The 23,761-nt window shown below is 47.6% G+C and carries 18 protein-coding genes and 1 tRNA gene; 5 read left to right on the plus strand and 14 right to left on the minus strand.

Annotation, left to right across the window (positions count from 1 at the left end; translation table 11 throughout):
* Positions 1-18 precede the first annotated feature (18 nt).
* The 8 genes from FEN17_RS09475 to FEN17_RS09510 all read right to left on the minus strand — a co-directional run bounded on the left by FEN17_RS09475 (position 19) and on the right by FEN17_RS09510 (position 10,020).
* Positions 19-1,314 (minus strand): sensor histidine kinase, encoded by a 1,296-nt coding sequence (locus FEN17_RS09475; protein WP_138365012.1) that lies wholly within the window; start codon positions 1,312-1,314, stop codon positions 19-21.
* Positions 1,311-2,684, minus strand: coding sequence for a sigma-54-dependent transcriptional regulator (locus FEN17_RS09480; protein ID WP_138365013.1), 1,374 nt, complete (start codon positions 2,682-2,684; stop codon positions 1,311-1,313). Before FEN17_RS09480 ends, FEN17_RS09475 begins: the two co-directional genes overlap by 4 nt.
* Positions 2,685-2,689: 5 nt before the next feature.
* Positions 2,690-3,856, minus strand: coding sequence for an ABC transporter permease (locus FEN17_RS09485; protein WP_138365014.1), 1,167 nt, complete (start codon positions 3,854-3,856; stop codon positions 2,690-2,692).
* A gap of 39 nt (positions 3,857-3,895) precedes the next feature.
* Complete coding sequence (locus FEN17_RS09490; RefSeq protein ID WP_138365015.1) at positions 3,896-5,137, minus strand: ABC transporter permease; 1,242 nt, start codon at positions 5,135-5,137, stop codon at positions 3,896-3,898.
* 27 nt (positions 5,138-5,164) lie between these two features.
* Positions 5,165-5,827 carry an ABC transporter ATP-binding protein gene (locus tag FEN17_RS09495; protein WP_138365016.1) on the minus strand — a complete coding sequence of 221 codons (663 nt, stop codon included), beginning with the start codon at positions 5,825-5,827 and terminating at the stop codon, positions 5,165-5,167.
* A gap of 32 nt (positions 5,828-5,859) precedes the next feature.
* Positions 5,860-7,305 carry a TolC family protein gene (locus FEN17_RS09500; RefSeq protein WP_138365017.1) on the minus strand — a complete coding sequence of 482 codons (1,446 nt, stop codon included), beginning with the start codon at positions 7,303-7,305 and terminating at the stop codon, positions 5,860-5,862.
* Positions 7,306-7,307: 2 nt separating this feature from the next.
* Entirely contained in the window at positions 7,308-8,552 is a 1,245-nt protein-coding gene (locus FEN17_RS09505; protein ID WP_138365018.1) for an efflux RND transporter periplasmic adaptor subunit, read from the minus strand.
* Between the two features lie 181 nt (positions 8,553-8,733).
* Positions 8,734-10,020, minus strand: coding sequence for an asparagine synthetase B (locus tag FEN17_RS09510; protein ID WP_229208751.1), 1,287 nt, complete (start codon positions 10,018-10,020; stop codon positions 8,734-8,736).
* 115 nt (positions 10,021-10,135) lie between these two features.
* Between FEN17_RS09510 and FEN17_RS09515 the strand changes: the two genes are divergently transcribed.
* From FEN17_RS09515 to FEN17_RS09530, 4 genes are all read left to right on the plus strand, one after another.
* Positions 10,136-11,380: an ABC transporter permease gene (locus FEN17_RS09515; protein ID WP_138365019.1), complete on the plus strand. Its 1,245-nt coding sequence runs from the start codon at positions 10,136-10,138 to the stop codon at positions 11,378-11,380.
* Positions 11,381-11,494: 114 nt separating this feature from the next.
* A tRNA-Leu gene (locus FEN17_RS09520) sits at positions 11,495-11,578 on the plus strand.
* Positions 11,579-11,893: 315 nt separating this feature from the next.
* Positions 11,894-12,868, plus strand: a complete 975-nt coding sequence (locus FEN17_RS09525) for an NADP-dependent oxidoreductase (RefSeq protein ID WP_171037881.1) — start codon at positions 11,894-11,896, stop codon at positions 12,866-12,868.
* 10 nt (positions 12,869-12,878) lie between these two features.
* Positions 12,879-13,250, plus strand: coding sequence for a hypothetical protein (locus FEN17_RS09530; protein ID WP_138365021.1), 372 nt, complete (start codon positions 12,879-12,881; stop codon positions 13,248-13,250).
* Here the strand turns inward: FEN17_RS09530 and FEN17_RS09535 are convergent.
* The 6 genes from FEN17_RS09535 to FEN17_RS09560 all read right to left on the minus strand — a co-directional run bounded on the left by FEN17_RS09535 (position 13,247) and on the right by FEN17_RS09560 (position 19,923).
* Positions 13,247-14,050 (minus strand): AraC family transcriptional regulator, encoded by an 804-nt coding sequence (locus FEN17_RS09535; protein ID WP_138365022.1) that lies wholly within the window; start codon positions 14,048-14,050, stop codon positions 13,247-13,249. The genes FEN17_RS09530 and FEN17_RS09535 overlap by 4 nt on opposite strands.
* 13 nt (positions 14,051-14,063) lie before the next feature.
* A complete protein-coding gene (locus FEN17_RS09540; RefSeq protein ID WP_138365023.1) occupies positions 14,064-15,476 on the minus strand; it encodes an aldehyde dehydrogenase family protein in 1,413 nt (470 codons plus the stop codon).
* Positions 15,477-15,588: 112 nt separating this feature from the next.
* Positions 15,589-16,500 carry a helix-turn-helix domain-containing protein gene (locus tag FEN17_RS09545; protein ID WP_138365024.1) on the minus strand — a complete coding sequence of 304 codons (912 nt, stop codon included), beginning with the start codon at positions 16,498-16,500 and terminating at the stop codon, positions 15,589-15,591.
* Positions 16,501-16,518: 18 nt separating this feature from the next.
* A complete protein-coding gene (locus FEN17_RS09550; RefSeq protein ID WP_138365025.1) occupies positions 16,519-17,559 on the minus strand; it encodes an NAD(P)-dependent alcohol dehydrogenase in 1,041 nt (346 codons plus the stop codon).
* Between the two features lie 215 nt (positions 17,560-17,774).
* Complete coding sequence (locus FEN17_RS09555) at positions 17,775-18,500, minus strand: 3-keto-disaccharide hydrolase (protein WP_138365026.1); 726 nt, start codon at positions 18,498-18,500, stop codon at positions 17,775-17,777.
* Between the two features lie 52 nt (positions 18,501-18,552).
* Positions 18,553-19,923 carry a Gfo/Idh/MocA family protein gene (locus tag FEN17_RS09560; protein WP_138365027.1) on the minus strand — a complete coding sequence of 457 codons (1,371 nt, stop codon included), beginning with the start codon at positions 19,921-19,923 and terminating at the stop codon, positions 18,553-18,555.
* Positions 19,924-20,053: 130 nt separating this feature from the next.
* Here FEN17_RS09560 and FEN17_RS09565 point away from each other — a divergent pair, with 130 nt between their 5' ends.
* Positions 20,054-23,536: a GEVED domain-containing protein gene (locus FEN17_RS09565; protein WP_138365028.1), complete on the plus strand. Its 3,483-nt coding sequence runs from the start codon at positions 20,054-20,056 to the stop codon at positions 23,534-23,536.
* The last annotated feature ends 225 nt before the right edge of the window (positions 23,537-23,761 follow it).

Below are 23,761 nucleotides of genomic sequence, written 5' to 3' on the forward strand. Positions count from 1 at the left end.
AAAGCATAAATATGGGGCTTAATTGAACATTTCAACACTAAAAACCGTCCACCCATCCTCTCCCGTCCGTAGCGAAAATCCAAACCCGTGATTTACCAAAATCTCCCGGGTTAACGTCAGTCCAATCCCCTGCCCGTCTCGCTTGGTACTGAAAAACGGATTAAAAAGCTTTGTTACAGCTTCCGCGGCGATAGGCTTTCCGTTGTTTCTGATTTCAAGTTTATCATCCGACACCTCTATCTGAATTTCGTTACCTGCGGAACATGCCTCTATCGCGTTTTTGATCACATTCACCAGTACGTGCTCCATTTGTCCGCGGTCCAGGTTTTCTATTACAAGGGTTTCAGGTAGTGTTAATTTTAATCTAACATCACGCTGCCTCGCCGCAGGTTCCATGAAAACAGTTACGTCTTTCGCCAGCTTCCCAAGGTCGGTTTCAACACTCGTTGGCATTGGAAGACGTACCACGTCGGCGAAGTTGCGCATGAAGACGGTCAGGCGCTGGTTGCGCTCGGAGGCGATTTGCAGGGCGTCCCTGACGTCGTCGAAATCCGTTGTAGAAAGCACCTGGCTGGTAGTTTGTAAAATAGAGTCCGTGGCGCCCAGCGTGTTATTAACTTCGTGCGCCATCATTCTGATCACTTTTCCGTAAGCGTTTTTTTCCGATTCCAGGATTTCATTCGTCAGTTCCTCGATCATTAAAAATGACCGGCTGAAACCCTGGTCCATGAAATGCGAGCGCTGGACTTTGAATGTCAACACACCATTGGTTTTGACGATCCGAGATTCTCCGTCGACCATTCCGGCTAGTTCTGTAAGTAACGGCAGGCCGGTTTCGCTCAATTTGTGTCCGTATAAATTTTCAGCTGTGCCTTTGAACTGCTCTTTCGCCTTCAAATTCAGCGACTGGATATGTCCGTCGAAATCAAGGATAATGATCGCGATCGGCGAGGCTTCGATGAGCTTTTCCAGGAAAAAATGCTGCTCCTGCAATTTCGTCCGCTCCTCGCGCAGCTGGTCGATCATCAGGTTGTAAACTTCGATCAGCGAGTCCACCTCCCCTTTTCCGGTCGGGACAAACTTGATCGAAAAATCCTTGTCTTTAATGGCTTCAATTCCGGATCTCACAAATTCGATAGGTTGCATAAAATTTCGGTACAAAAGAATGGACGCGATAGCCGACAGGAACAGAAAAATCTCCGAGCCGATAAATAGTAACTTACTCTCAAACAGGATTTTATAAACCAGCAACACCAGCACCAGGTGCAGCGCCGAAATGTAAAGAATGTATCTTGTCTTGGTGGAAAGTTTCATGCGTCCTCGGATTCATAGGAAATCCCAAACTTTTCGAGGCGGCGGTACAATGCAAACCGCGTGATTCCCAGCGACCTGGCCACTTTACTCACCTTATTCTGGTGAAACTGCATCGCCCGTGTAATCATCTGGAATTCCATTTCTTCCAACGTAATTGTACCTACTTCCGGCAGGTTTTTAGTGGATGCCGCCACAGGATTTGCATTCAAATTCTTCTGAAAGTCAGCAATATCCAATGTATCCGAGGAAGAAAGTAATACGGTCCGCTCTACCAGATTTTTGAGCTGCCGAATGTTACCCTGCAAAGGCAATGTTTTCAGCCACTTCCGCGCGGCGGGATTTAATGTTAAATGCGGACGTTGGTAAATGATTTTCAGATTGTTAATAAAAAACTCAGAAAGCAGCGGAATGTCATCCGGCCGCTCCCGCAATGCCGGCAGCTTCACAGTGATCAGGTTGATCCGGTAATACAAATCCTCCCGGAATGTTCCGTTGGCGACCATTTCTTCCAGATTACGGTTAGTAGCGCAAATCACGCGTACATCCACCGTCCGGCTTTTACTGCTTCCAAGCGGCTCGAATGTTCTTTCCTGCAATACCCGCAGCAATTTCACCTGGCTCGCCAGATCCAGCTCACCAATTTCGTCAAGAAAAATCGACCCTTTATGCGCCATCTCAAAACGCCCGATCCGATCGGATTTGGCATCGGTAAAGGCGCCGCGGACGTGGCCGAAAAGCTCACTTTCAAACAATGTAGACGAAATACCGCCCAGGTTTACCTTCACAAAAGGCCGCGATTTACGTTTGGAATTGGAATGTATCGCCTCCGCAATCAGCTCCTTTCCAGTTCCGCTTTCACCGGTGATAAGCACCGGCGCGTCCGTCGAAGATACCCGGCCGACAGTTTCCAGAATGTCCAGCAACTTGGCATCCTGACCGACAATGTTTTCGAAATGATATTGTTGTTCCAGCCTGCGCCGGTTGGCCGATTGCGGCGTCTGCGCAGCCAGGTTCAATATCGTCCGCACCGACTGCACCAGGTAGCTATTCTGCCACGGTTTGGTAATAAAATCATTGGCGCCCTCTTTCATCCCCATCACCGCGAGGTCAATCGTGCCCCAGCCGGTGATCAGAATAACCGGAATAGCCGGATTGAACTTCTTGATCCGCTTCAAAAGCTGCATTCCTTCCTCTCCCGAAGTCTCAATCGAGAAATTCAGGTCGAGCAAAATCAGCTCAGGCGTCGTGTTTTTCAGTATTTCAAAAGTATCCTCCGGCGTCCCCGCCCCCTTCACCGTAAAACCCTCACTTTTCAAAAGCAAAGCGAGGGAGGTACGGATGGCAAGATCATCATCAACGATTAAGATCATATTCTTTATTCTTCATGCAAAGCCACCGCCGGATGTATCCGCGCTGCTTGCTTACTAGGAAACCAGGCGCATAATGTGACGATCAGATAGATAATCACAATCGCCAGGATAATTGCCATGACATACACACTGCTCGCCAGGTCGAACACATTCATGAGTGGAAACTGCACGGCGAAGATCAGGCCTAATATCATACTAAAAGTCGCCAGTACCCATATTTCTCCTAAGAATTGGTTTGTAACCTTTCCTTCCGTGGCGCCCATCGCGCGGCGCAAACCGATTTCGCCTTTTCTTCTGGCAATGTTCAGGTTTAATATTCCAAATAATCCCAGTGCTACATTGGTCAGCAAAAAGCCACTGACAATTAAGAAAATCATAACAGGTACAAGTGTGATATTGTGGCGGGTCAGGCGGGAATCTTTGAGGTAACTCACTTCAATGCCCCAGCCTGGCAGCATGGTTGCGATATCTTTCACCATTTTTGCCTCGAATTCCGCATCGGTGCCGGGCCTGGTTTTAATCAGAATGTTGCTGTTCCACTTGTTATCCTTCCCGATCATTTCAAAAACCAGGGGTTCATCTGACATAAATTCGCCCTTCGCTTTGAACCTGTCCACTACCCCGACTACTTTAAAATAGCGGTTATCGTCCATTTTAATCACCTTATTCAGAGCAGTTTCGTTTAGAAAAAGCTTCTCCTGCATTTTACTGTTAATCACAATAGGGACGAATTTGGCAATCATATCTTCATCCCGGTACCACCTTCCCGAAATCAGCGGCAGGTCGAGCACTTTGGACAGTTCGGCATCGCTTGCATAAAAATCACCGTGCACTTCCACCTTATTATAGGTGATCCCCCCGGATGACTGGTTGGCTGAAAATGGTGTGTTACCACTCATCCGCGACGCCGATTCCACTTCCTTGTAAGACCTTACCCGCTGTAAAACGCGCTGGATTTTCTCCGCCTCCTGGATCGTATCCTGGTTGTGGGCCAGATCCAGGTTCCAGACTTGTTCATACTGAAAGCCAATCGGTTGCACGTAGTTACTCACATTGTAAACAATCAGCGAAAGCACGCCGAAGAGTACCATAAACGACGCCCAGATCTCTACGATCAGCAGCGAGTGGGTACCTTTTTTATTCCAGATTAATTTGAAGAGATGTCGTAACATGGGGATTTTTAATGAGTGAATGTGTCAATGAGTGAATCATTAAACTTTTAACGCTTCCGCGATTTTGAGCCGGGACATTCTGAATGCCGGCAACACGCCGGAAAGCAACCCGAAAAGCAGGCACACACCAATGCTGATGAGAAAAACGCTGAAATTGATCGTCAAATCGGCATAAGCGATCCATCCGCTGGCATTGATCATGCTGATTACCAGCAGCGACAAGGCCAGTGCAAACATGCCGCCGATGAATGTGATAAAGACATTTTCAATAATAAATTGCCAGAGCAATGCTTTGGAAGGCGCGCCAAATGCTTTTCTAACCCCAATTTCAGAGGCCCTTTCCAGTATGCGGCTCACATTCACATTCACCAGGTTAATAGCTGGTAAACCCATGACCATCAACAGTACCAGTCCGATGATTGAGTAAAACAATGCTTTTTGCGTATCGTCGCGGGCAAAGGTGTTGAGAAAGTGATCGAAGTAGCGGTCAGCACGGACGATCAGGACCGTAAATTGCTGACCGTCACGGATCTCCTCTTTGGAAATGCTGCCAATGTGGTTGTCAAACTCGGCCTGGATTTCGGGAATGTCACTCGCCTTTTTTGCCAGAACAATCGCAATGTACCTTCCGCGCATGCCTTTGTCCTGGTAATTGCTTTTCGGTGCTGTATAAGGAAAATACACATCCGAATAGGTGTAAACCCGCGTCGGCGGACTACCTTTTACAACCCCGATCACCCGGTAAATCACATTTTCAATTTCAATGTTCTTGCCCACCACCGAAGCACCTTTTTCAAAATACTGGTCGCGCAGCGCATCCGTGATCACCGCCACTTGGTCGCCGTTTTTAATGTTGGCCTCATTGTACGGCTTACCCTCTAAGAATTGAAAACCAGTCACATACCAAAAATCTGCGTCAGTAAATTTCGTATTCAGCTTGATCTTTTTTCCATGAATGTATGTGTTGGAAAAACTGAAATTGGACAAGATCGTCACGCGCTCGGCCGATTTAAGCGACTTGGCGTGTTTAACGAGAAACCCGAACGCCGCCGGGCCGGAAGACATCGAAGTATGTGCCGAATCCTGCTGCAACACCGTGCCAATGTACAGGCTGCGGTCACGGTTCACTTCGGGGTAATGTGTACCAAACAAATGGTCCAGAAACGAGGTGATCACCATCAGCACCGTCAGCGTGAGACTGATCCCGAAGAGCGTAATAAATGTATAGAAAGGATGCCGCAGCAGCACTTTCCAGGCGATTTTGATATAGTTTGAGAGCATGATTTCTTATTTCGAATGAGTGAATGATTACATGACCTGCGTCCCGTCGAACAGCCTCACCAACCTGTGCGTTTTTTTCGCCATCGCATCGTCGTGGGTAACCATTACAATGGTAGCGCCGTCCTCATTGAGTTTTTGTAAAATCCCCAAAATCTCGTTTCCCATCACGCTGTCCAGGTTTCCGGTCGGTTCGTCGGCGAGAATAATTTCTGGTTTGCCCACAATGGCCCGCGCGATGGCGACCCGCTGTTTCTGACCTCCCGAGAGCTGTTTTGGGAAATGTTTCATGCGGTTGCTCAAACCTACTTTTTCCAGCGCCTCCTGCGCCAGATCGCGGCGCTGTTTGGCGGTACTGCTCCGGTAAAGCAGTGGAATTTCCACATTATCGATCACCGAAAGATCATTGATCAGGTGAAAGCTCTGGAAAATGAAGCCCAGTTTCTGGTTTCGCAGATGCGCCAGGTCTTTGTCATTGTAGTTTTCGACCTTGCTACCATCGATTTCAATCTGACCCTTCGAAGGTGCATCGAGCAGCCCCATAATGTTCAGCAGCGTACTTTTCCCGCATCCCGACGGCCCCATAATGGAAATAAATTCCTTCTTTTTGACGTCCAGGTTAATGTTGTTCAAAGCGAGGGTCTCGATAGAACTGGTGCGGTACACTTTTTCAACGTTTTGTAATTTGATCATGGCAGGTTAAATAATGAATGATTGAATTTGATCTAGTAGCTAATCTTCTGATTTTTTTCAAAGTCATAAAGTGTGAGCAGTCGCAGGCTGTAAAATGACTGCCAGTAGTCCCTTAAGGCGACAATGTAGTCCCGCCTGGCGATGTCTTTTTCCTGTGTGGCGATGCCCAGGTCGGTGACGCTCAGGTCGCTGAGAATGAAGCGGTCTTTGGCGATCTGGTAGCGTTCGGCGGCAATGTTGTCGGTCAGTTTGGTCAGTTTTACCTGTTTTTGCAGCATTTGCAAAAGCGTTACCTGGGTAAATATCTCCTGCTCAAAAGTCAGCTTGTCCTGCTCTACCGATTGTTGCGCAAACTCCTGATTGGCGCGCGCCACTTCCGTCCGCGCCTTGTTCCGGCCCCAGGTCAAAATTGGCAAAGTCAGCTGTAACTCCACAAACTCGCGGTCTTGCGGGCTGACATATACATCCCGCGGCATATTGCCCTGGTTGGACAAACCAAAAGTGGCGTTCAGGGAAGCATTCAGCCCATTTTCCTTTTTGGCAAACTGGACATCCCGCTCCGCTTCAAGCAACCTTCGCTGAAAGCCGATGGCCGCAGATCGGTTTGCAAAAGCCTCATTCAAAGCGATTTGCGTATCCACAATAAACTCACTGGCTTGTGCAGGGATTTCGAGATCCAGCTCCCGCTCATCCCGCGAGCCCATATATAATTTCAGTTTCAATGTTGCCACGGCGGCCGCTTGCTGGGCCGATGCCAAGTCTTTCTGGGCAGTTAAAAGGCCCATTTGAAGCTGTAAAAGGTCATTTTGAGAAATTTTACCCAGTTCCAGCTTATGCTGCGCAATCTTATAAAGCGTATCATTGTTGCTCCGGTTTTTCTCCGCAATTTGAAGATTTACCTGCGCCACCAGCAGATCAAAATAGTAACCCGTCGCATCCAGCGCCACCTGTTCCAGCGACTGTACATATTGCTGGTTGCCTTCCTGGTACATCAAAGGCTGAATTTTGCGGTTCCATTTCAAGGCATTAAACCGAAAGAGCGGCTGCTGAATGCCCACTTCGAAAGGGATACCATTGTATCGGGTATTATTTCTGGCAAAATCATCGAAACGCTGTAACTGCTGCTGCACGTAAATCGTCCCACCCGTCCACGCAATTCCTTGACTAAGAGACAGATTCAAAACGGAATTGTTATTCGAAACCTGCTGAAAGGAGATCGTCCCGTCGGGCTGCACCACCTGAATGTAAGATCTTGTAAATCCAGGAAGCGTACCCGTCAGGCTTAGTTGCGGCTTATAATCTGCGAGATATGAGCGGTACTGCCAGAAATTCGTTTTTTTCTTTGTGACAGCCTGTTTGGACGAAATAGAATTTTCACGCGAAAGCTGCACTACATCCTGCAAACTCAGTTTTTGGGCCTGCGGTAAGGCTGGTTTTGCCAAAAATAAAATGACGACGAGTAAGAAGAGATTTTTCATAGCTATCGGATTGAAATCTCTTCCAGGTGCTCGTAGGCATTCATATTCGTCAAAATCACCTTTTCGCCAGGTTTCAATCCGCTTTTGATTTCAACAAAATCAAAATTCGAAAGACCTGTCTCGATCTCGCGTCGGCGGGCAACATTGCCCTCCATCACATACACAAACTGTTTGCGTTTTCCAGTGAATGTCGGCCCGTTTTGGACGCGCAAGGTTTTGGCGCTTTTGCTCGTCACCACGTATACTTCTACCTTCATATTCGGCCGCAGCGATTCATTTTTCGCCTGGTCGAGCTGGATCGCGAAGCCGATAATCCCATCTTTCACAGCCGGTTTCACCTGCGTTATCACGCCCCTCAGCATCGTTTCATTCATTTTGATGATCACCGGCAGCCCCGTTTTCACCTGATCGGCATATACGTCCGAGCAATTTCCCTCCACCCGGAAACTCCCCAGATCCGCCACCTTCGCCAGCATTTCACCCTCATTCACCGACGACCCGATATTTTCATTGACCCAGGTCAAAACCCCTTTGCGATCGGCCACAATATCAGCCATTTTGAGCTTGTGCTGCAATTCCTGCAAATTTTTGCCTTCGATCTGCGCCCCTAGTTCGGTTTCTTTCAAACTCGCACCCATCGATTCGCGGTTGTATTTCAGGTTGTTTTCCAGTTGCTGCTTTTCCAGCTCGGCGATTTTCAAAGCATTTTCCGCGCGGGTAATGTTCTCGGCAGTTCCCCCACCGATTTTCATCAACCTTTTCGCATCCTCAAAATCGGCCTTTAACTTGTTAATGTTAAGCGATTTGATCCGATCATTAATTTCTGAATCGTACAAATCCTTGTTCAATTTCATCCGCAGCTGGTCAATGCTGTTGCGCTTCAATTCCAGCTGGTCCTGGTACCGCTCGAACTCGATCTGTGTCAACGATTTATCCAGTTCCAGGATCGGTTCACCAGGCTGGACGCGGGTGCCGGGCGTAAGTAAGATCCGCTTGATGCTGGCGCGGATGGGGCTGGTAAAAATCTGCTCGTAAGCCGGGATAATTTCTCCGGTGGCCGTGAGTGTGTTCTCGACATCGCCGGTTTCGACGGTACCGGTGCGGATTCGAGCGTTTTCAATCGAGCTGGAAAGCGATCTGCGGAAGAAAAAGATTACACCCGCCAGCGTAATTATCCCGACGATGATCCATGCCGATCGTCGCATTTTGGTGTTTTTTACATAGTCCGGTGCAATTTCCCGATCCATTGAATAATTAGAGGTTAAATGATTTCATGGCTAATGTTGCTTTATTGATCACATTTTCATGCCAACCATTAACTTCCTCTTAATCAAAGATTTAAACAATTTTACTAATAAAAAAGCCGTGCGATTACGCACGGCTTGTATGATTTTGGCACTCCGCCTTTTGAATGTTATCCCTGTAAAATCAGGTTTTCAACTTCTTCTTCTTCGCCGCAGGAAATAGAATGTTATTTAAAATTAACCGGTATCCCGCCGAATTTGGATGCAGGTTTAAATCCGTCGGCTCTTCACCTACCCGATGCTGATAATCTTCCGGATCGTGCCCGCCATAGAACGTAAAAAAGCCTTTTCCATGCGTACTATGAATATAGCGCGCTTCTTTCGCCGACTTGTTTTCCGCCAGAATAATTACTTCCGGTTTGATGAGGCGGTTTTTAAAAGCAGTAGTTTGTCCCAAAAACCCTTTGATCAATGTCTGATGATTTTGGGTCAGCATACTCGGCACCGGGTCCCACTTGGCAGAAAATTGAAATAGCGAAAAGAAATCGTTCGATTCAATTAACCCGCGCTCATCAGGCTGGTTATCGATGTCCGAAAATTCGATTTCGTAAGGATAAGGAATGGTTTTGAAATCTTTGAATGCGAAGGTATTGGCATAATTCAGCTTGCCATTTGCAGTCGGATCAGCTGGCGTTCCGTCGTACATTGCCTCCACAATATCGATTCCGTCGGCTGCCAGCGCAATGTCGAAGGTATCCGTCGCATTACACATTGCAAACATATAGCCGCCGCCGCTCACAAACTCCGAGATTTTTTTAGCCACCGCCAACTTCATTTGCGGCACGGTACTGAACTGGTATTTCACCGCAGTCTCCTCAGCCTCACGCTTTTGCTCGCGGTACCAGGGGTAATCCTTGTATTGAAAAAACTTGCCAAACTGACCGGTAAAATCTTCATGGTGCAAATGCAGCCAATCGTATTCCGGCAATTTTGTATTTAAAACCTCATCGTCATAAATCACATCATACGGAATTTCAGCATAGGTCAAAACCAATGTTACCGCATCATCCCACGGCAATTTTGATTTAGGCGAATACACCGCGATCTTCGGCGCTTTCTGCAATTTCACCGCGTCCATATTCACATCCGGCGCACTGATCTGGCTGAGAATCTGTCCTGCCTGCCCCTCGGAGATCACTTCAAAACTCACGCCACGCACCGTCATTTCCGATGCAAACTGCTGGGTATAAGCCACCATGAAACTGCCGCCGCGGTAATTGAGCAGCCAATCCATCTCCATTTCAAAGTTTTTGAGGATCCAGTACGAGATGCCGTAAGCCTTCAAATGGTTCTTCTGGCTATCGTCCATCGGGATCAAAAGCCGGTTTGCGGAGCCCTTAAATGATATTGCTAAAAAAATGATAAGCGGGATAAACAAGCGTATCACTGGTTTGATTCTTTCGGGTTTCATGCGCAGTTTTACATGTTGTAAATACTAAATATAGGAAGAAATTGAAAAGATTCTTTGCCCTTTCCGGTATTTCAACGACAGAATCCGCATAATGGTGCACCTGCTGTAATCTCTTATGAACATCCGCGAAAATATAGACGAGGGCCTTCGTTCCATCCAAAGCAACCTGCTGAGAACCGTCCTCACCGCACTCATTATTGCCATCGGAATTACTTCGCTGGTAGGCATCCTTACTGCGATCGAAGGCATCCAAAATTCCGTCAATAGCAGCTTTGCCGACCTCGGAGCCAATACATTTACCGTCCGCAACCGTTACGACGACGACTTTTTCGAGCGCGGCCGCCGACGTAAAAAATATCCTCCCATCACTTACCGGCAGGCAAATCTTTTTGCAGAGAAATTCAAAACCTCTTACGCCGCTGTCTCCTCCCTTTCTGCCGGCATCGCCGATGCAGTTCAGGTCAATTACCTTTCTACCAAAACAAATCCAAATAGCAGCGTCGTCGGATCTGACGAGAACTATCTGGCTATCAACGGCTATAAAATTGATCAAGGACGTAACATTGATAAAAATGACCTTGAAAATTCGCTGAATGTTGCCGTGCTCGGTCAGGAGATTGCTAGGAAACTTTTTGTGCGGGTCGATCCGCTGAACAAAGAAGTGACATTCAAAGGCGCGCGGTACCGGGTGATCGGGGTTTTGCAAAAGAAAGGCTCGCTGGGCGGCGACAATGATGCCGACCGGATCATTCTCATCCCGCTCGAAAACGGCCGCGGACTTGCAGCTAACCAGGTACTTACTTACAGCATTACCGCCTCCCCCACCAATGCCACCGACGGCGATATGATCGTGGAAGAAGCCCGCGGCATCATGCGCCGTATCCGCAGCGACGATCTGGGAAAAGAAGATTCCTTCGAAATCGACCGCGCCGACGCCATGGCCAAAGATTTCGAAAATGTGACCGGGTACCTCCGCATCGGCGGTTTCGGGATCGGCATTATCACTTTACTGGGTGCATCCATCGCTTTGATGAACATTATGCTCGTCTCCGTCACCGAGCGCACCCGCGAAATTGGTATTCGAAAATCCCTTGGCGCCACGCCGCGTGTGATCCGTTTTCAGTTTCTGGTAGAAGCAATCGTGGTCTGTATCATCGGTGGGATCGGCGGATTATTTCTCGGCATCATCATCGGAAATGTGCTTTCAAATTCCATCAGCACAGGCAGCTCGTTCGTAGTACCGTGGCTCTGGATGGCGATGGGGATCGCAGTTTGTATTTTCGTAGGCGTTTTATCCGGCATTTACCCGGCCATCAAAGCCTCCCGCCTCGACCCGATAGAGGCATTACGCTATGAATAAGCGAGTTGCGAAAAACATTCAAAATAGCCGAGAATTTCCCTGCAATTTTTTAGAGAAGAAACTTGCGTAATCTGTTTTTCTCCCTACTTTTGCACTCCCAACAAGTAAGAGAATGCCCAGATGGCGGAATCGGTAGACGCGTTGGTCTCAAACACCAATGAGGTTACACTCGTGCCGGTTCGACTCCGGCTCTGGGTACAAGAGCCCTTCAACGCAAGTTGAGGGGCTTTTTTGCTTTTAAGCGCTTTGGAGGAAACGACGTTTTAAGCACATGATGGCATATTGCTGGTTCAACTTCGGTTTAGTCAACTGAGCAAAATAGTAGCTTAACTGCTGGCAGCCACAGTGAGGTATGGTGCATAATCATGCAATTACAAAAATTCACAGCTGTAGAGTCAATGAATATGGTAGTCGACACTAATCCAATGACATTTTAAACAAAGCAAACTTGGCATTATAAACAAAATCGCTCCTTTTGAACCTACCTAATTTTGCTTCATAAACAATATGATTATGAAAGCAATTATTTTCAAAGAAGTCGGAGAACCTGAAAATTTGGTTCTGGCGGAAGTGCCCGTTCCATCCATCGAAGGGCACGAGGTTTTAGTGCAGGTGAAAGCGATTAGCATCAATCCGGTTGATGCATATGTTCGTAAAAACAAACCTTATCTGGATGCCGTGTATCAAGTTACCGGTGCGGAGCAGCATATTATCCTGGGCTGGGACGTTGCGGGCATTGTCACCGGGACTGGCAAGAATGTGACAAAGTTTAAAGCAGGCGATGAGGTATTCGGGAATTTCAAATTCATCGGCCAGGCAAATGCGTATGCCGAGTATGTAGCCGCACCGGAAAACCAGCTTGTCCTGAAACCGGCAAACGTCAGTTTTGAAGCCGCTGCCGGCGCGACCATGGCTGCAATGACTGCCTGGCAGTCGATCGTAAATTCTGGAAAAGTAAAAAAAGGAGATAAGGTAGTCGTTCATGGCGCTTCCGGAGGAGTCGGACATTATGCCGTGCAATTTGCCAAACATTTTGGTGCTTATGTGATCGGTGTTTCTTCGGGAGAAAACCGTGATTTTGTCCTGGGACTTGGCGCCGATGAATTCATTGATTATAAAACGCAGGTTTTTGAAGAGCTTGTTACCGATGCTGATATCGTTCACGACACGGTCTGGAGTGAAGACGACAAACACATTGAACGTTCGCTGAAAGCATTGAAACCCGGCGGAACATTGCTCAGCCTGATCGTATATCCCGAACCGGAATTGATCGAAAGGGCATTGCGGGAAAAGAATGTGAAGGTACTCCGCGTCAACGTAACACCGAATGAAACCTACGAGCAGAATATGGAATACGTGGCCGGGCTGTTGTCCTCCGGCGAAGTGAAGACACACATTTCGCACGTATTTCCATTGGAAGAAATGTACAAGGCCCACGCGCTCATTCAGTCAAAAAATACGGTTGGTAAAATCATTGTCATGCCTTAATTCAACTGTCATGTCCAAACAATCAATCGTCAGGCTCAACGCAAAAGTCTCAGTCAATCCAAAGGACTGGGACACCTTCCGGCAGATGGTATCTGAGACAAAAAGCATTGTAGAAAGTGAGGGGCCAGACTCGGTGCTCCTACATGAATGTTATTTTGAGCCAGCCACCTTCCAGTGCCTGATCATCGAGGCCTATACCAATGAGGCAGCCTTTCTCAACCATCTGGAACTGATCAAACCTCTCTCAGCCAGCTATAAAGCAGATTGGAAAATTGACCGGTTAGAATTACTAGGCCCATTCTCGGAAAATGTGGTAGCGGCCATGCGGCAGGGACGCAGCGAGAATGCATTTTTCTATTATCCGGCGTCATTACCCGCTTAGGTTAAACTGGTTGGCGCGTACCCGAACTGCTTTTTAAAGGCAAATGAAAAGTGTGACATATTTTCAAAGCCCGCTTCCAGGTACACGTCAACCGGTTTTCTTTTTTTCTCTGATAACTGATAATAGGCAAGTTCCAGGCGTTTTTTGGTCAGCCATTTTTGGGGTGAAGTATAAAATACTTTTTTAAAATCCCTGTGGAAAGTCGACAGACTGCGGCCGGTCAGATAACCGAACTTTTCCATGGGCATATTGAACATATAGTGCTTCTCCATGAAATCAGCCAGGTTAATTTTACCTGGCTGTGAAAAATCGGTCAATAAGCCGTCTACACTTTTGTCGAGGGCGCGGAGAATGGAAATGGCTTCCTGTATTTTCAAAGAGGCTATATCTTCGGGCAATTCATCTTCAAGATCAAAAAATGAGTTCAGGGAAGCAAAAAACCCGTCCAACAAGGGATGCCGGTCAAATTTCTTTGTGCTGTACTCGACCCGGTGCGTGCTTTCAATTTTGTTCGCAGTGTAAAACTCCTTCAACCGGTCCGTGGTTAAACCGAGTACGATTGCCTTATACGGCTGGCCATCTTTGGGGCGCTTGATCACGGCAGACAATTGGTTGCGCGGGAAAAGCAGCGTATCACCAGCTCCGAATGTGTAGGACCGTTCCGCCTGCACTACCCTCATTTCGCCGGAAATAATCCGGACGAACGAGTGAAATTCAAGGATGATTTCGTCTTTAAAGAAATTTTCTTCCGTGACGGTCCAGACCATTCTGGCAAATTTGTTCTGCTGCTTTTCTGCCATATCTACAAATATATCAACAAATCGCCTTGGGCTCTAAAAAAGCTTCCAGTCCGTATTTGCCATATTCCCGCCCGATACCTGATTGTTTATATCCACCGAAAGGCGCGACCAGATCGAAGGAAAATTGGTTGACCGCAACACGTCCCGCCTGTATTTTTGAGGCAACCCGTTTCGCCCGGGCGTCGTCGGCTGAGCTTACGTAGGCAAACAAACCGTAGTTGGTATCATTGGCGATCTCAATGGCGTCCTCTTCATCTTTATAGCTGATGATGGAAAGCACCGGCCCGAAAATTTCTTCCCGCGCGATCCGCATATCGTTTGTAACATGACTGAAAACGGTTGGACGTACAAAGTTGCCATTTTCCAGTCCCTGCGGATGTCCCTGGCCGCCGACCAGCAGCTTGGCGCCTTCGTCTTGCCCGATTTTGATGTAATCCTGAACACGCTGGTATTGCTTTTTACTCACCATAGGGCCCACTGCCGTGTCCTCGTCTGCGGGATTGCCCACTTTCAAATTTTCGACCGTAGCTTTCATGATTGTCTCCGCTTCTTCAAGACGGCTTTCGGGCACAAGGAGCCTGGTTCCGGCAACACATGCCTGGCCACTGTTCATAAAGGCCAGCATGGCTGCCATAGGGATAGCAGTTTGGAAATCAGCATCTTCCAGTAATATGTTGGGTGATTTACCACCGAGTTCCAATGTCACCCGCTTCATGGTGTCCACTGCCCCTTTTGCAATCATTTTGCCCACTGCCGTAGAACCTGTAAATGTAATCTTGGCAATGTCGGGGCTAAGCGTAATCTCATTTCCCACAATTTCACCACGGCCGGTAACAATATTGAACACGCCGGCTGGAAGATTTGCTTCATGCAGACATTCGGTAATCACCTGGGTCTGGATCGCGCTCATTTCACTGGGTTTGATCACGGCGGTACATCCGGCCGCCAGCGCAGTCGATAATTTGCTGCAGATAAAACCGCTGCTGGCATTCCACGGCGTAATGATCCCAACCACGCCCAGCGGTTCCAGTAACACGTCCGAATCGCCTAATCTTTGCTGAAATTTGAAACTTTTGAGCAGATCAATATTGGAGCCAATAAATGCCAGACAAGACTTAGCAGCTTCGCGGGTAAACTGCAATGTGCCGCCATATTCCAGCAGCATTGCCTGTATAATATCGTCCTGACGACGCTCAACGGCATCGTACATACGTTGCAAATAAACAATGCGCTCGGCCGGCGTTGTCTGCGAATACGTTTTTAATGCGGCCTTTGCGGCGGCAATCGCTTCCCTGGTATCCACTTCATCGGCCAGTCGCACGGTGCCGATTTGCGTGTTGTCCGTCGGGCTGATCAGCTCGAATGTTTCAGTGCCATGCGGCGTCACAAACTCTCCATTGATGTAGATGCGCTCAATCGTTTTCATTGTAGTTGATTATTTAAAGGTTGAAGATTATAAATGGGCAGATCCGAAAAGACATGAGGGTATTGTTCAGCCGCTATTAGCGCCTGTCAAGGAAAAAATTGGCAACGTTTATTTAGTTAAATGACCTCCGATAAGCCAACGGAGAAAGGTCTGTTTTGGCTTTAAAGAACCGGTTGAATGATTGCGGATGGCTGAAACCCAGCTGGTAGGCAATTTCCCCGACGGAAAGGGTAGTCGCCGCAAGGCTTTCCTTCGCTTTTTCAATCAGTTTGTTCTGAATGTGCTGCTGGGTATTCATTCCGGTGAGCGAGCGGAGCATATCGCTCAGGTAATGCGGTGAGACAAACAGCTGGGCGGCCACATCTTCCACTGAAGGCAGGCCTTCCTCGCTAACCCTGTCGCTGTCAAAATAGTCGGTCAGGATCCGTTCGAGTTTTGCAAGTAAGTCGTTGTTGATATGCTTCCTGGTGATAAACTGCCTGTTATAAAACCGGTCGGCATAATTCAGGAGCACTTCGACCATCGAGATAATGATCTTTTGACTAAACTGGTCGGTATTTACCTGGCATTCTTGCGCAATGCTCTCGACGACCCCGCCCAGCAACTTTTCTTCTTTCTCAGACACAAAAAGGCCCTCATAAATTTCGTAGGAAAAAAAGCCGTAGTTCTTAATCGTCTTTCCAAATGGAAGGTCCCTGAGAAAATCGGGATGAATGAGCAGTATCCAGCCTTCAAGCGCATTGGCGTTAGTGGAAAGTATCTGACCGGGAGAAAAAAACGACACCTGACCTTCATCGAAATCCACATAGTTCTGGCCCTTCCGGATCTTTCCATCGAAACGTTTGATCAGGATAACAATGTAAAAATTGTACATCGCCTTCTCCGCAATTTCCTCGGTATAATCGCCCAGGTCTTCGCAGTTGATCACGCTTATCAGTGGATGGTGTGGCGGCGCTGTGCCCAATAGTTTATGAAATTCGGGGATGGAATTGTAGGTGGCCATTCCTTTTTTCTCTGCTTTCATAACAAACCGTATAACTTTTTAAAGTGTGTTTAAATCGATGACAAACCGGTAGCGCACATCCCCTCTGACCATTCGCTCAAATGCCGCGTGAATATCTTTCGCATTTATCAGTTCTACATCGGCCGTAATATTATGTTCAGCACAAAAGTCGAGCATTTCCTGGGTTTCCAAAAGTCCACCCGAGCCCGAACCAGTCACAGATTTGTTTCCTGCCAACAATGAAAACGGCGATAAGCTGAAAGGTTCGACAGGGATTCCGACACAAATGTGCGTTCCGCCGGTTGCTAAGAGCCCAAGATATAAATTTAGACCATGCGGAGCGGATACACAATCGATGATGAAGTCGAATGTCCCTTTCACGGCATCGGCATCCGAGGCATTGCTCATATCGATAAAATGATGGGCACCCAGCTCAAATGATGCCTCGCGTTTATCGGGCGAATTGCTGAGCACCGTTACGTCCGCGCCAAATGCCAGCGCGAATTTGACGGCCATATGCCCCAGCCCACCGAGCCCCAGCACAGCAAGTTTATGGCCTTTGCCGACATTCAATCTGCGAAGCGGAGAGTAAGTCGTAATTCCGGCACAGAGTAATGGCCCTACTCCTTTGGGATCGAGATTTTTTGAGACACTTAATGCAAACTTTTCATGAACGACCATGGTATTCGCATAACCGCCATAAGTTGGCAGCCCATCCTTACCCAGACTGTTATAGGTCCATACAGCCCCGTTTGTGCAAAGATTCTCATGATCGTGACCGCATTCCTTGCAAGTCCCGCATGAGTCGACCATGGTACCAACGCCAGCCCAGTCGCCCTCAGTAAATTTTTTAACGTGCGCTCCCACGCTGATAATCTCACCGACGATTTCATGCCCCGGCACCATGGGGAAGATGCCCGGATACCAGTCATTCCGGATCTGATGAAGGTCGGTGTGGCAAACCCCGCAATACATGATCCGGAGCTGGACATCGTGAGGCCCTAAGTCTCGAAGCTGAAACTCCCAGGGTGCCAGGTCTGCCTGCGGATCCTGGGCTGCGTAACCTTTTGCAATGATCATAGTTGCTTTCTTTAACCTTTGGAATGTTGATTTAAAACATTACAAAGGTCAGTGCCGGAAAGCAAATGAAAGTAACCCAATCGGGGCTTCTTGTAACACTTTCGGTTTGGACAATTAAAGATAGGTGAGTCTATTATTGACAAGGGACGGATGTATCGAAGGTACCTGTAGCATGACGAGACGAACCACCGCTCGCTCATGGGCACATTTCACATCTATTCCAACATCGTATATCTGATATTCCGGATCGCGACCGGGCCGTGATCACCCTGAAACATCAGTGGCCCGAGCGGGCGCTCGTCTTCGAATGCTGCTGACCGCGTGGGGCCGGTTACTTCAACATTTTCCTGAACTACGACATCATTGAGCAGGACTTTTATAAATTTCGCGTTTGTGATTTTCTTTCCGCTTTTGTCGAATCGCGGGGACTGGAAGGTAATCTTGAAATGCTGCCACGCTCCCGGCTCCTTGCAGGCATTTTGTTTGGGAGCAAAACCTTCGAAGCCTTTTTTGGGAGACCGGCTTTCGTCCCAGCGCTGGTAAATGCCGCCGCAATCGTAAAATGCTGGCGTTTTCACTCCCCAGCTATCAAAAATCTGCACTTCGTACCGGCCTTGCAGGTAAACGCCCGAATTGGATTGTTTGGCGACGGCAAAATCAAATTCCAGTTCAAGATCGCCATGCTGCATTTTGGTAAATAAATGTCCGGTATCCGGCTTGACGGGCAGGGCGAGGACAATTCCCATTCCCGGTTCAAAGCTTTTTTCGTCGGAAGTCGGACTGAAACTGACACTTTTGGCCAGCTTCCAGTTGCTGGTTGTTGGATCGAATTCGCTCAGACAGTTTAAAGAAATGGTATGTGAGCCGGTTCTCTTCTGCGCCGCACTTTCTAAAGAATAAAAAAGTACGATGCAGAACAGGCCGATGAAAGTAAATTTCATTTGTAAAAAAGTGGGTTTAGGTTGATATGGTACTTTATTGCCAGCTGAGCAGCTACACTTTGTATTTCCTGTAAAGCTCTCCCCAGGGTTCGCGCATGACGCGGGCACGCATCAGATTTGCCGCGAAATTATCTACAAACTCCTCTTTTTCCGGATTCCATTTCAAATCCTGGTTGAGCAGCAGGGCAATGTTACCCAAATGTGCAACCGTGACCGAGCGATGGCCGATTTCTGCCGGCGCGGCTGTCGGTTCTTTCGAAATTACGCAATCGACAAAGTTCTTGTAATGATTGTCACTTTTATACAAATGAATTTCCTGATCACCGATCACGGTCGTATCGATCTTCTCGGGCGTAACTTTATAACTGCCTCTGGAAACCCAAATCTGGCCTTCCGAACCATGGAATGTTATGCCGCGAGGCGCCACTGCAGCATCCGAGCCCACGATCAATTTCACCCCGTTTTCATAAATGCATTCAAAATAAAACTCCACCGCCGTATTCCAGACCGGATCTTGCGACCACTTTGCTTTGGCATTTTTCACTTGTACTGGTCCGGTATGATCGGTGCCAATCCCCCACTGCGCAATGTCCAGGTGATGCGCGCCCCAGTCGGTGACCATCCCCCCCGAATAATCGAGGTTCCACCTGAAATTGACGTGCGTCCTTGCCGGGCAATAGGGTGCTTCGGGAGCCGGACCGAGCCAGGTTTGATAATCAAAATCTTTCGGTACGGCCGTCGGCGCGGTTTGGCTGCCCGTTTTCCCAAAATCAGGAGTACCGCCAGGCAGGCCGCAGACCACCTTTTCCAGCTTCCCGATCCGGCCATTTCTCACCAGTTCACAAGCCCGGAGAAATTCTGGTCCGGAGCGTTGCTGGCTGCCTGTCTGGAACACTACACCATATTTTTTCACAGCGTCACTCATCGCCCGTCCTTCTGAAATGGTAAGCGATAAAGGTTTCTGGCAATACATGTGTTTGCCGGCTTTGGCCGCCATCAGCACCGGGATCGAATGCCAGTGATCGGGCGTGAGCACCGCTACGGCGTCAATATCCTTGCGATCGATCACTTCCCTGAAATCAAGAATTCCTTTGGTCGATTTATAAGTCTTACCGTTCTCTTTGGTATAAAAATCATCCACCAGCTCCATCAGGTATTCGCGCCCGCCGACTTTTCCATCCCAGTAACCCGTGCTTTTTTTATTGACATCACAAATGGTGGTGACCTGAACACGCTTGTCGGGAAGGAAACCTTTTACGTCATTTTCGGCCTGGTTTCCTGCACCAATAAATGCCAGGTTGATCCGGTCTGAGGGGCTTACAAATCCATTTTTCCCCAATGCCGAAGCGGGGATCAAGGTAGGGAATGCAATCGCCGAGGTAGCAGCACCGGCGGCGTTTCTGATAAAAGCTCTTCTTTTCATATTCATTTATTTAGTCGGATCCATGATCCCCATGTCTGTGTCGGGATTTTCCGGTATCCAGGCATTGAGTACGGCCACACTCAAATTTATATGATATGGGGCTAATAGCAAGTATTTGCTATTGTGCTATGTGTATCATTTACTGTCTTTTGCATTACAACTTACTGTTTGTAGTCTTACATCCGCGTTGGAAAAAAAGAAGGCACTGACTGCTGTAGGGACCCGTCATAAGAAATTTCACAAAAGACTTTACTACGCTCGGATGAAAACCATAAACTTCTACTGTACATTTTTATTGATCTTCTTGCTTCTGGCGGGCAGCAGCAGCATTCACGCACAAAGCTATTGCAGCTCTATGTCTTTCAATGCCGGCTATGGGTACATTTCCAATGTGACAGCAGGGACACTAAACAACTCGTCTAACTATGGCCAAACAGGAGGGCCGGGATCCACGGTTGGTAAATATTCGGATTACACAACGCTGGTGGCAGCTCCGGTTTTTTATCAGTCAACTGCCGTTTCTTTTTCGATATCAACGAGTGGAAGCCCCGTCGTCAACTCAACGACAATCTGGATCGATTTCAATCACGATGGCACCTTTGAGAATTCGGATGAAAGAGTATTTCAATCAGCAGTACCAACTCCCATCAATGGAACAGTCACCGGTTCTTTTACAATTCCTGCAACGGCATTAACCGGCACTACCCGGATGAGAGTTGTCAATAATGCCGGTCAGACACCCGTAGCTTCTGCTTGCGACACTTATAACGCGGGAGAAACCGAAGATTATATCGTAGACATCGAACCGATGCCCGCATGCAGCGGTGACCCGATTCAAACTAAAACAATCGCTACACAAGTCCCTGTATGCCCGGAAGCCAGGTATACCTTTTCTCTGAGCCCTGCCATCTACACGACTGGCAACACGTATCAGTGGTACAATAAAAACGGACCGATTGCAGGAGCCACCAGTGAAACATACACCGCCACAATCACAAGTCAGGATAGTTTTTATTGTGATGTAACCTGCCCCGATGGAGCAAAAACAACAAGATCAATTCCGGTTCCGGTCACGATATGCTATTGTACTTCCGCCGCTGAGCCTTCGGAAGCATTGGAAATACTGAATGTAACAGCAGGAACATTAAACAATTCTACCGCCCTTTTTCAGCCCGGCGGACCTGCATCTGTACCGGGAAGTTATTCTGACTTTACGCCTCTGGTAGCTGCACCTGTATTCAATCAGTTAGCCACCATCCCGTTTTCAGTATCCGTAGGCGGGTTTGGCTATTATAGCTATAATGCTATCTGGATTGACTACAATCAAAATGGCACTTTCGAAAGTCCAGGTGAATATATTCAGCTCGAAACAGGCTTTGCAGCTTTTACCGCTACCGGCTCTTTCACTATTCCTATAACCGCATTAACAGGTATAACCCGAATGCGGGTCATCACCAGCGAAAGACCACTCAGCTCTGCCTGTCAAAATTACGAGCGCGGCGAAACAGAAGACTATCTGATCAACATTGTACCACCTCCTGCCTGCAGCGGCAGCCCGGTTCAAACGAAAACCATAGCTACTCAAAATCCGGTTTGCCCCGTGGTAAGTCTTACCTTCTCACTCAGCCCTGATGTAATCACTTCCAATAATACCTATCAATGGTATAATGATGCGGGTCCGATTGCTGGCGCTACCAGTGACACATACACTGCCACAATCACAGGTGCTGACAATTATTACTGCGCTATAACTTGTCCTACCGGGGAGAGCACAACCAAGTCGACACCCTTCGCTGTGCAAGGTGCTTACCTGTATTGTCCCTGTACCTCCATTTCGGACGATGCAAATTCTGCCGACATAGCGAATGTTACGGTAGGCGACTTAAATAATTCCTCTACTTGCGGTTCAACCGGTGGACCGGGCTCTATACTCAGCAGATATTCAGATTACAGCTCCCTGGTTGCCGCGCCGAACCTTACGGCAGCAAATACCTTCCCGGTATCTATTGGAATAACAAATTGCGGAGGTTTCAATACTAGCCAAACCTCCGTCTGGATTGATTTTAATCACAATGGAAGTTTTGATGCACCAGAGGAAAGGGTGTATCTATCAGCCAAATACGGTTTATCGGATTATACTTTAACGGGATCTATCACAATTCCGGAAACTGCTCTGACAGGCTTAACGCGCATGAGAGTCATACACGGCTTGGGGGATGTGGCTGAATCTGCCTGCGGAGCCTATATTACAGGTGAAACGGAAGATTACTTTATAAATATTCTGGCTCCAACTTGCAGCGGCACTCCCACCCCAGGCAGTACAGCCGCAGATCAATTCATGGTGTGTACCAATACAAAGGTCGATCTTTATTTAACATCTCCCCCGACAATCACGGATGGTATTACCTATAAATGGTTTAAGGACGACGTTCTTATTGAAGGTGCTACGGATGCCACATACAGTACAGTCGTAACTGCAACAGCTACTTTTCATTGTGAAGTAACTTGTACCAACAGCGGACTGTCTGCGTCGGCAGAACCAGTTACCATTTACGTAAATCCGGTGTTTCTCCCAACAGCAGCCACGACCAATACACAAGATGTGGCCGCAAACCCGCTGGTTGCCAATAATTGTGAATATATAGCCAAAGTAATGCCTACAAGCGGCTTTACGGAAGCGACGGTCAAGAGCTGGCTGGAAACAACCCCGCCTTTCGGCCATGTTCCTCGGCATTATGAAATTACACCAAGCACCAACGCAAACACGGCAACTGGCATGGTAACTTTGTACTTTTCACAAGCCGATTTTGACGCCTATAACGCAACAATCAGCAGTGGCTTTTTACCAACCGGTCCAAATGATAACTCAGGTATCGCCAACTTCCAGATCGTTAAATTCTCAGGAACCAGTCCGACAGGCTTGAACTATCCCGGGCCGCCAACTTATATTCCAGGCGGATCAAGCTCTTGGAATTCGGAGGATTATACTTTTGTTTGGAATTCAAGCAATTCCATTTGGGAAGTTACATTTCCAGTATCCGGGTTCAGTGGCTTTATCGGGAAATCAATTGGACAAGCTTTGCCGGTTACATTAATTTCTTTTACAGGGAAAACAGTCGAGAAAATCAATCAGCTTACCTGGAAAACCAGCTCAGAAGTTGATTTTAGCCATTTCGAAGTTCAAAGGAGCGTAGATGCAAAAACGTTTGAAAAAATAGGCGAGCGGGTGCCGGACGAATCACGTATTTACTCTTTCGTAGATCAAAATGCACCCAGCGGAAAAGTATATTACCGCCTGAAAATGATTGATCTGGATACACGGTACAGCTTTTCGAAAATGATTGCATTGGGAGGTGATACCGAAAGCCCCGTAATTAACAATTTTTATCCCAACCCCACTACCAGCAAAGCCTATATCGAAATCAATACCACTGAGAAGGGCACATGGAATATAACGCATTATGATCTGACAGGAAGGGTGTTATCGCGTAAGCGCAAACTTTTACAGGCCGGGTCGAACATCATTACGATAGACAAGTTGTCTCCTGGTGTAAACATTTTAAAGTTTGACAACGGAAGTCTTTCTGAAACCAGGAAATTGATAAAAGAGTAATTTTTGCACGAATATTAAGAGGTTAACTCAGATCCGTTCTTCAAAGCAATTAGCATATAGTTCCTTGCGAAAGTAAGGAACCATATTTGTTTCTGTTACGCTCACATCAGGTTGAGAAAATAGATAAGATAGCGTCCAGCCAATGATCTGCCATTTCGGCCGCCTCACAGTTGCTCCAAATTTTGATCCAAACTTACCACGACCTATCTTACGGAAATCCCGCAA

Origin of the sequence: Dyadobacter luticola (assembly GCF_005860805.1) — a bacterium.
GTDB lineage: Bacteria > Bacteroidota > Bacteroidia > Cytophagales > Spirosomataceae > Dyadobacter > Dyadobacter luticola.

Bases quoted from the DNA above. Each gene is read 5' to 3' on its own strand.
- FEN17_RS09500 (WP_138365017.1), bottom strand. From the start codon at position 7,305: ATGAAAAATCTCTTCTTACTCGTCGTCATTTTATTTTTGGCAAAACCA.
- FEN17_RS09555 (WP_138365026.1), bottom strand. From the start codon at position 18,500: ATGAAATTTACTTTCATCGGCCTGTTCTGCATCGTACTTTTTTATTCT.
- FEN17_RS09545 (WP_138365024.1), bottom strand. From the start codon at position 16,500: ATGAAAGCAGAGAAAAAAGGAATGGCCACCTACAATTCCATCCCCGAA.
- FEN17_RS09505 (WP_138365018.1), bottom strand. From the start codon at position 8,552: ATGGATCGGGAAATTGCACCGGACTATGTAAAAAACACCAAAATGCGA.
- FEN17_RS09495 (WP_138365016.1), bottom strand. From the start codon at position 5,827: ATGATCAAATTACAAAACGTTGAAAAAGTGTACCGCACCAGTTCTATC.
- FEN17_RS09560 (WP_138365027.1), bottom strand. From the start codon at position 19,923: ATGAAAAGAAGAGCTTTTATCAGAAACGCCGCCGGTGCTGCTACCTCG.
- FEN17_RS09535 (WP_138365022.1), bottom strand. From the start codon at position 14,050: ATGGCAGAAAAGCAGCAGAACAAATTTGCCAGAATGGTCTGGACCGTC.
- FEN17_RS09530 (WP_138365021.1), top strand. From the start codon at position 12,879: ATGTCCAAACAATCAATCGTCAGGCTCAACGCAAAAGTCTCAGTCAAT.
- FEN17_RS09475 (WP_138365012.1), bottom strand. From the start codon at position 1,314: ATGAAACTTTCCACCAAGACAAGATACATTCTTTACATTTCGGCGCTG.
- FEN17_RS09480 (WP_138365013.1), bottom strand. From the start codon at position 2,684: ATGATCTTAATCGTTGATGATGATCTTGCCATCCGTACCTCCCTCGCT.
- FEN17_RS09525 (WP_171037881.1), top strand. From the start codon at position 11,894: ATGAAAGCAATTATTTTCAAAGAAGTCGGAGAACCTGAAAATTTGGTT.
- FEN17_RS09485 (WP_138365014.1), bottom strand. From the start codon at position 3,856: ATGTTACGACATCTCTTCAAATTAATCTGGAATAAAAAAGGTACCCAC.
- FEN17_RS09510 (WP_229208751.1), bottom strand. From the start codon at position 10,020: ATGAAACCCGAAAGAATCAAACCAGTGATACGCTTGTTTATCCCGCTT.
- FEN17_RS09550 (WP_138365025.1), bottom strand. From the start codon at position 17,559: ATGATCATTGCAAAAGGTTACGCAGCCCAGGATCCGCAGGCAGACCTG.
- FEN17_RS09490 (WP_138365015.1), bottom strand. From the start codon at position 5,137: ATGCTCTCAAACTATATCAAAATCGCCTGGAAAGTGCTGCTGCGGCAT.
- FEN17_RS09515 (WP_138365019.1), top strand. From the start codon at position 10,136: ATGAACATCCGCGAAAATATAGACGAGGGCCTTCGTTCCATCCAAAGC.
- FEN17_RS09540 (WP_138365023.1), bottom strand. From the start codon at position 15,476: ATGAAAACGATTGAGCGCATCTACATCAATGGAGAGTTTGTGACGCCG.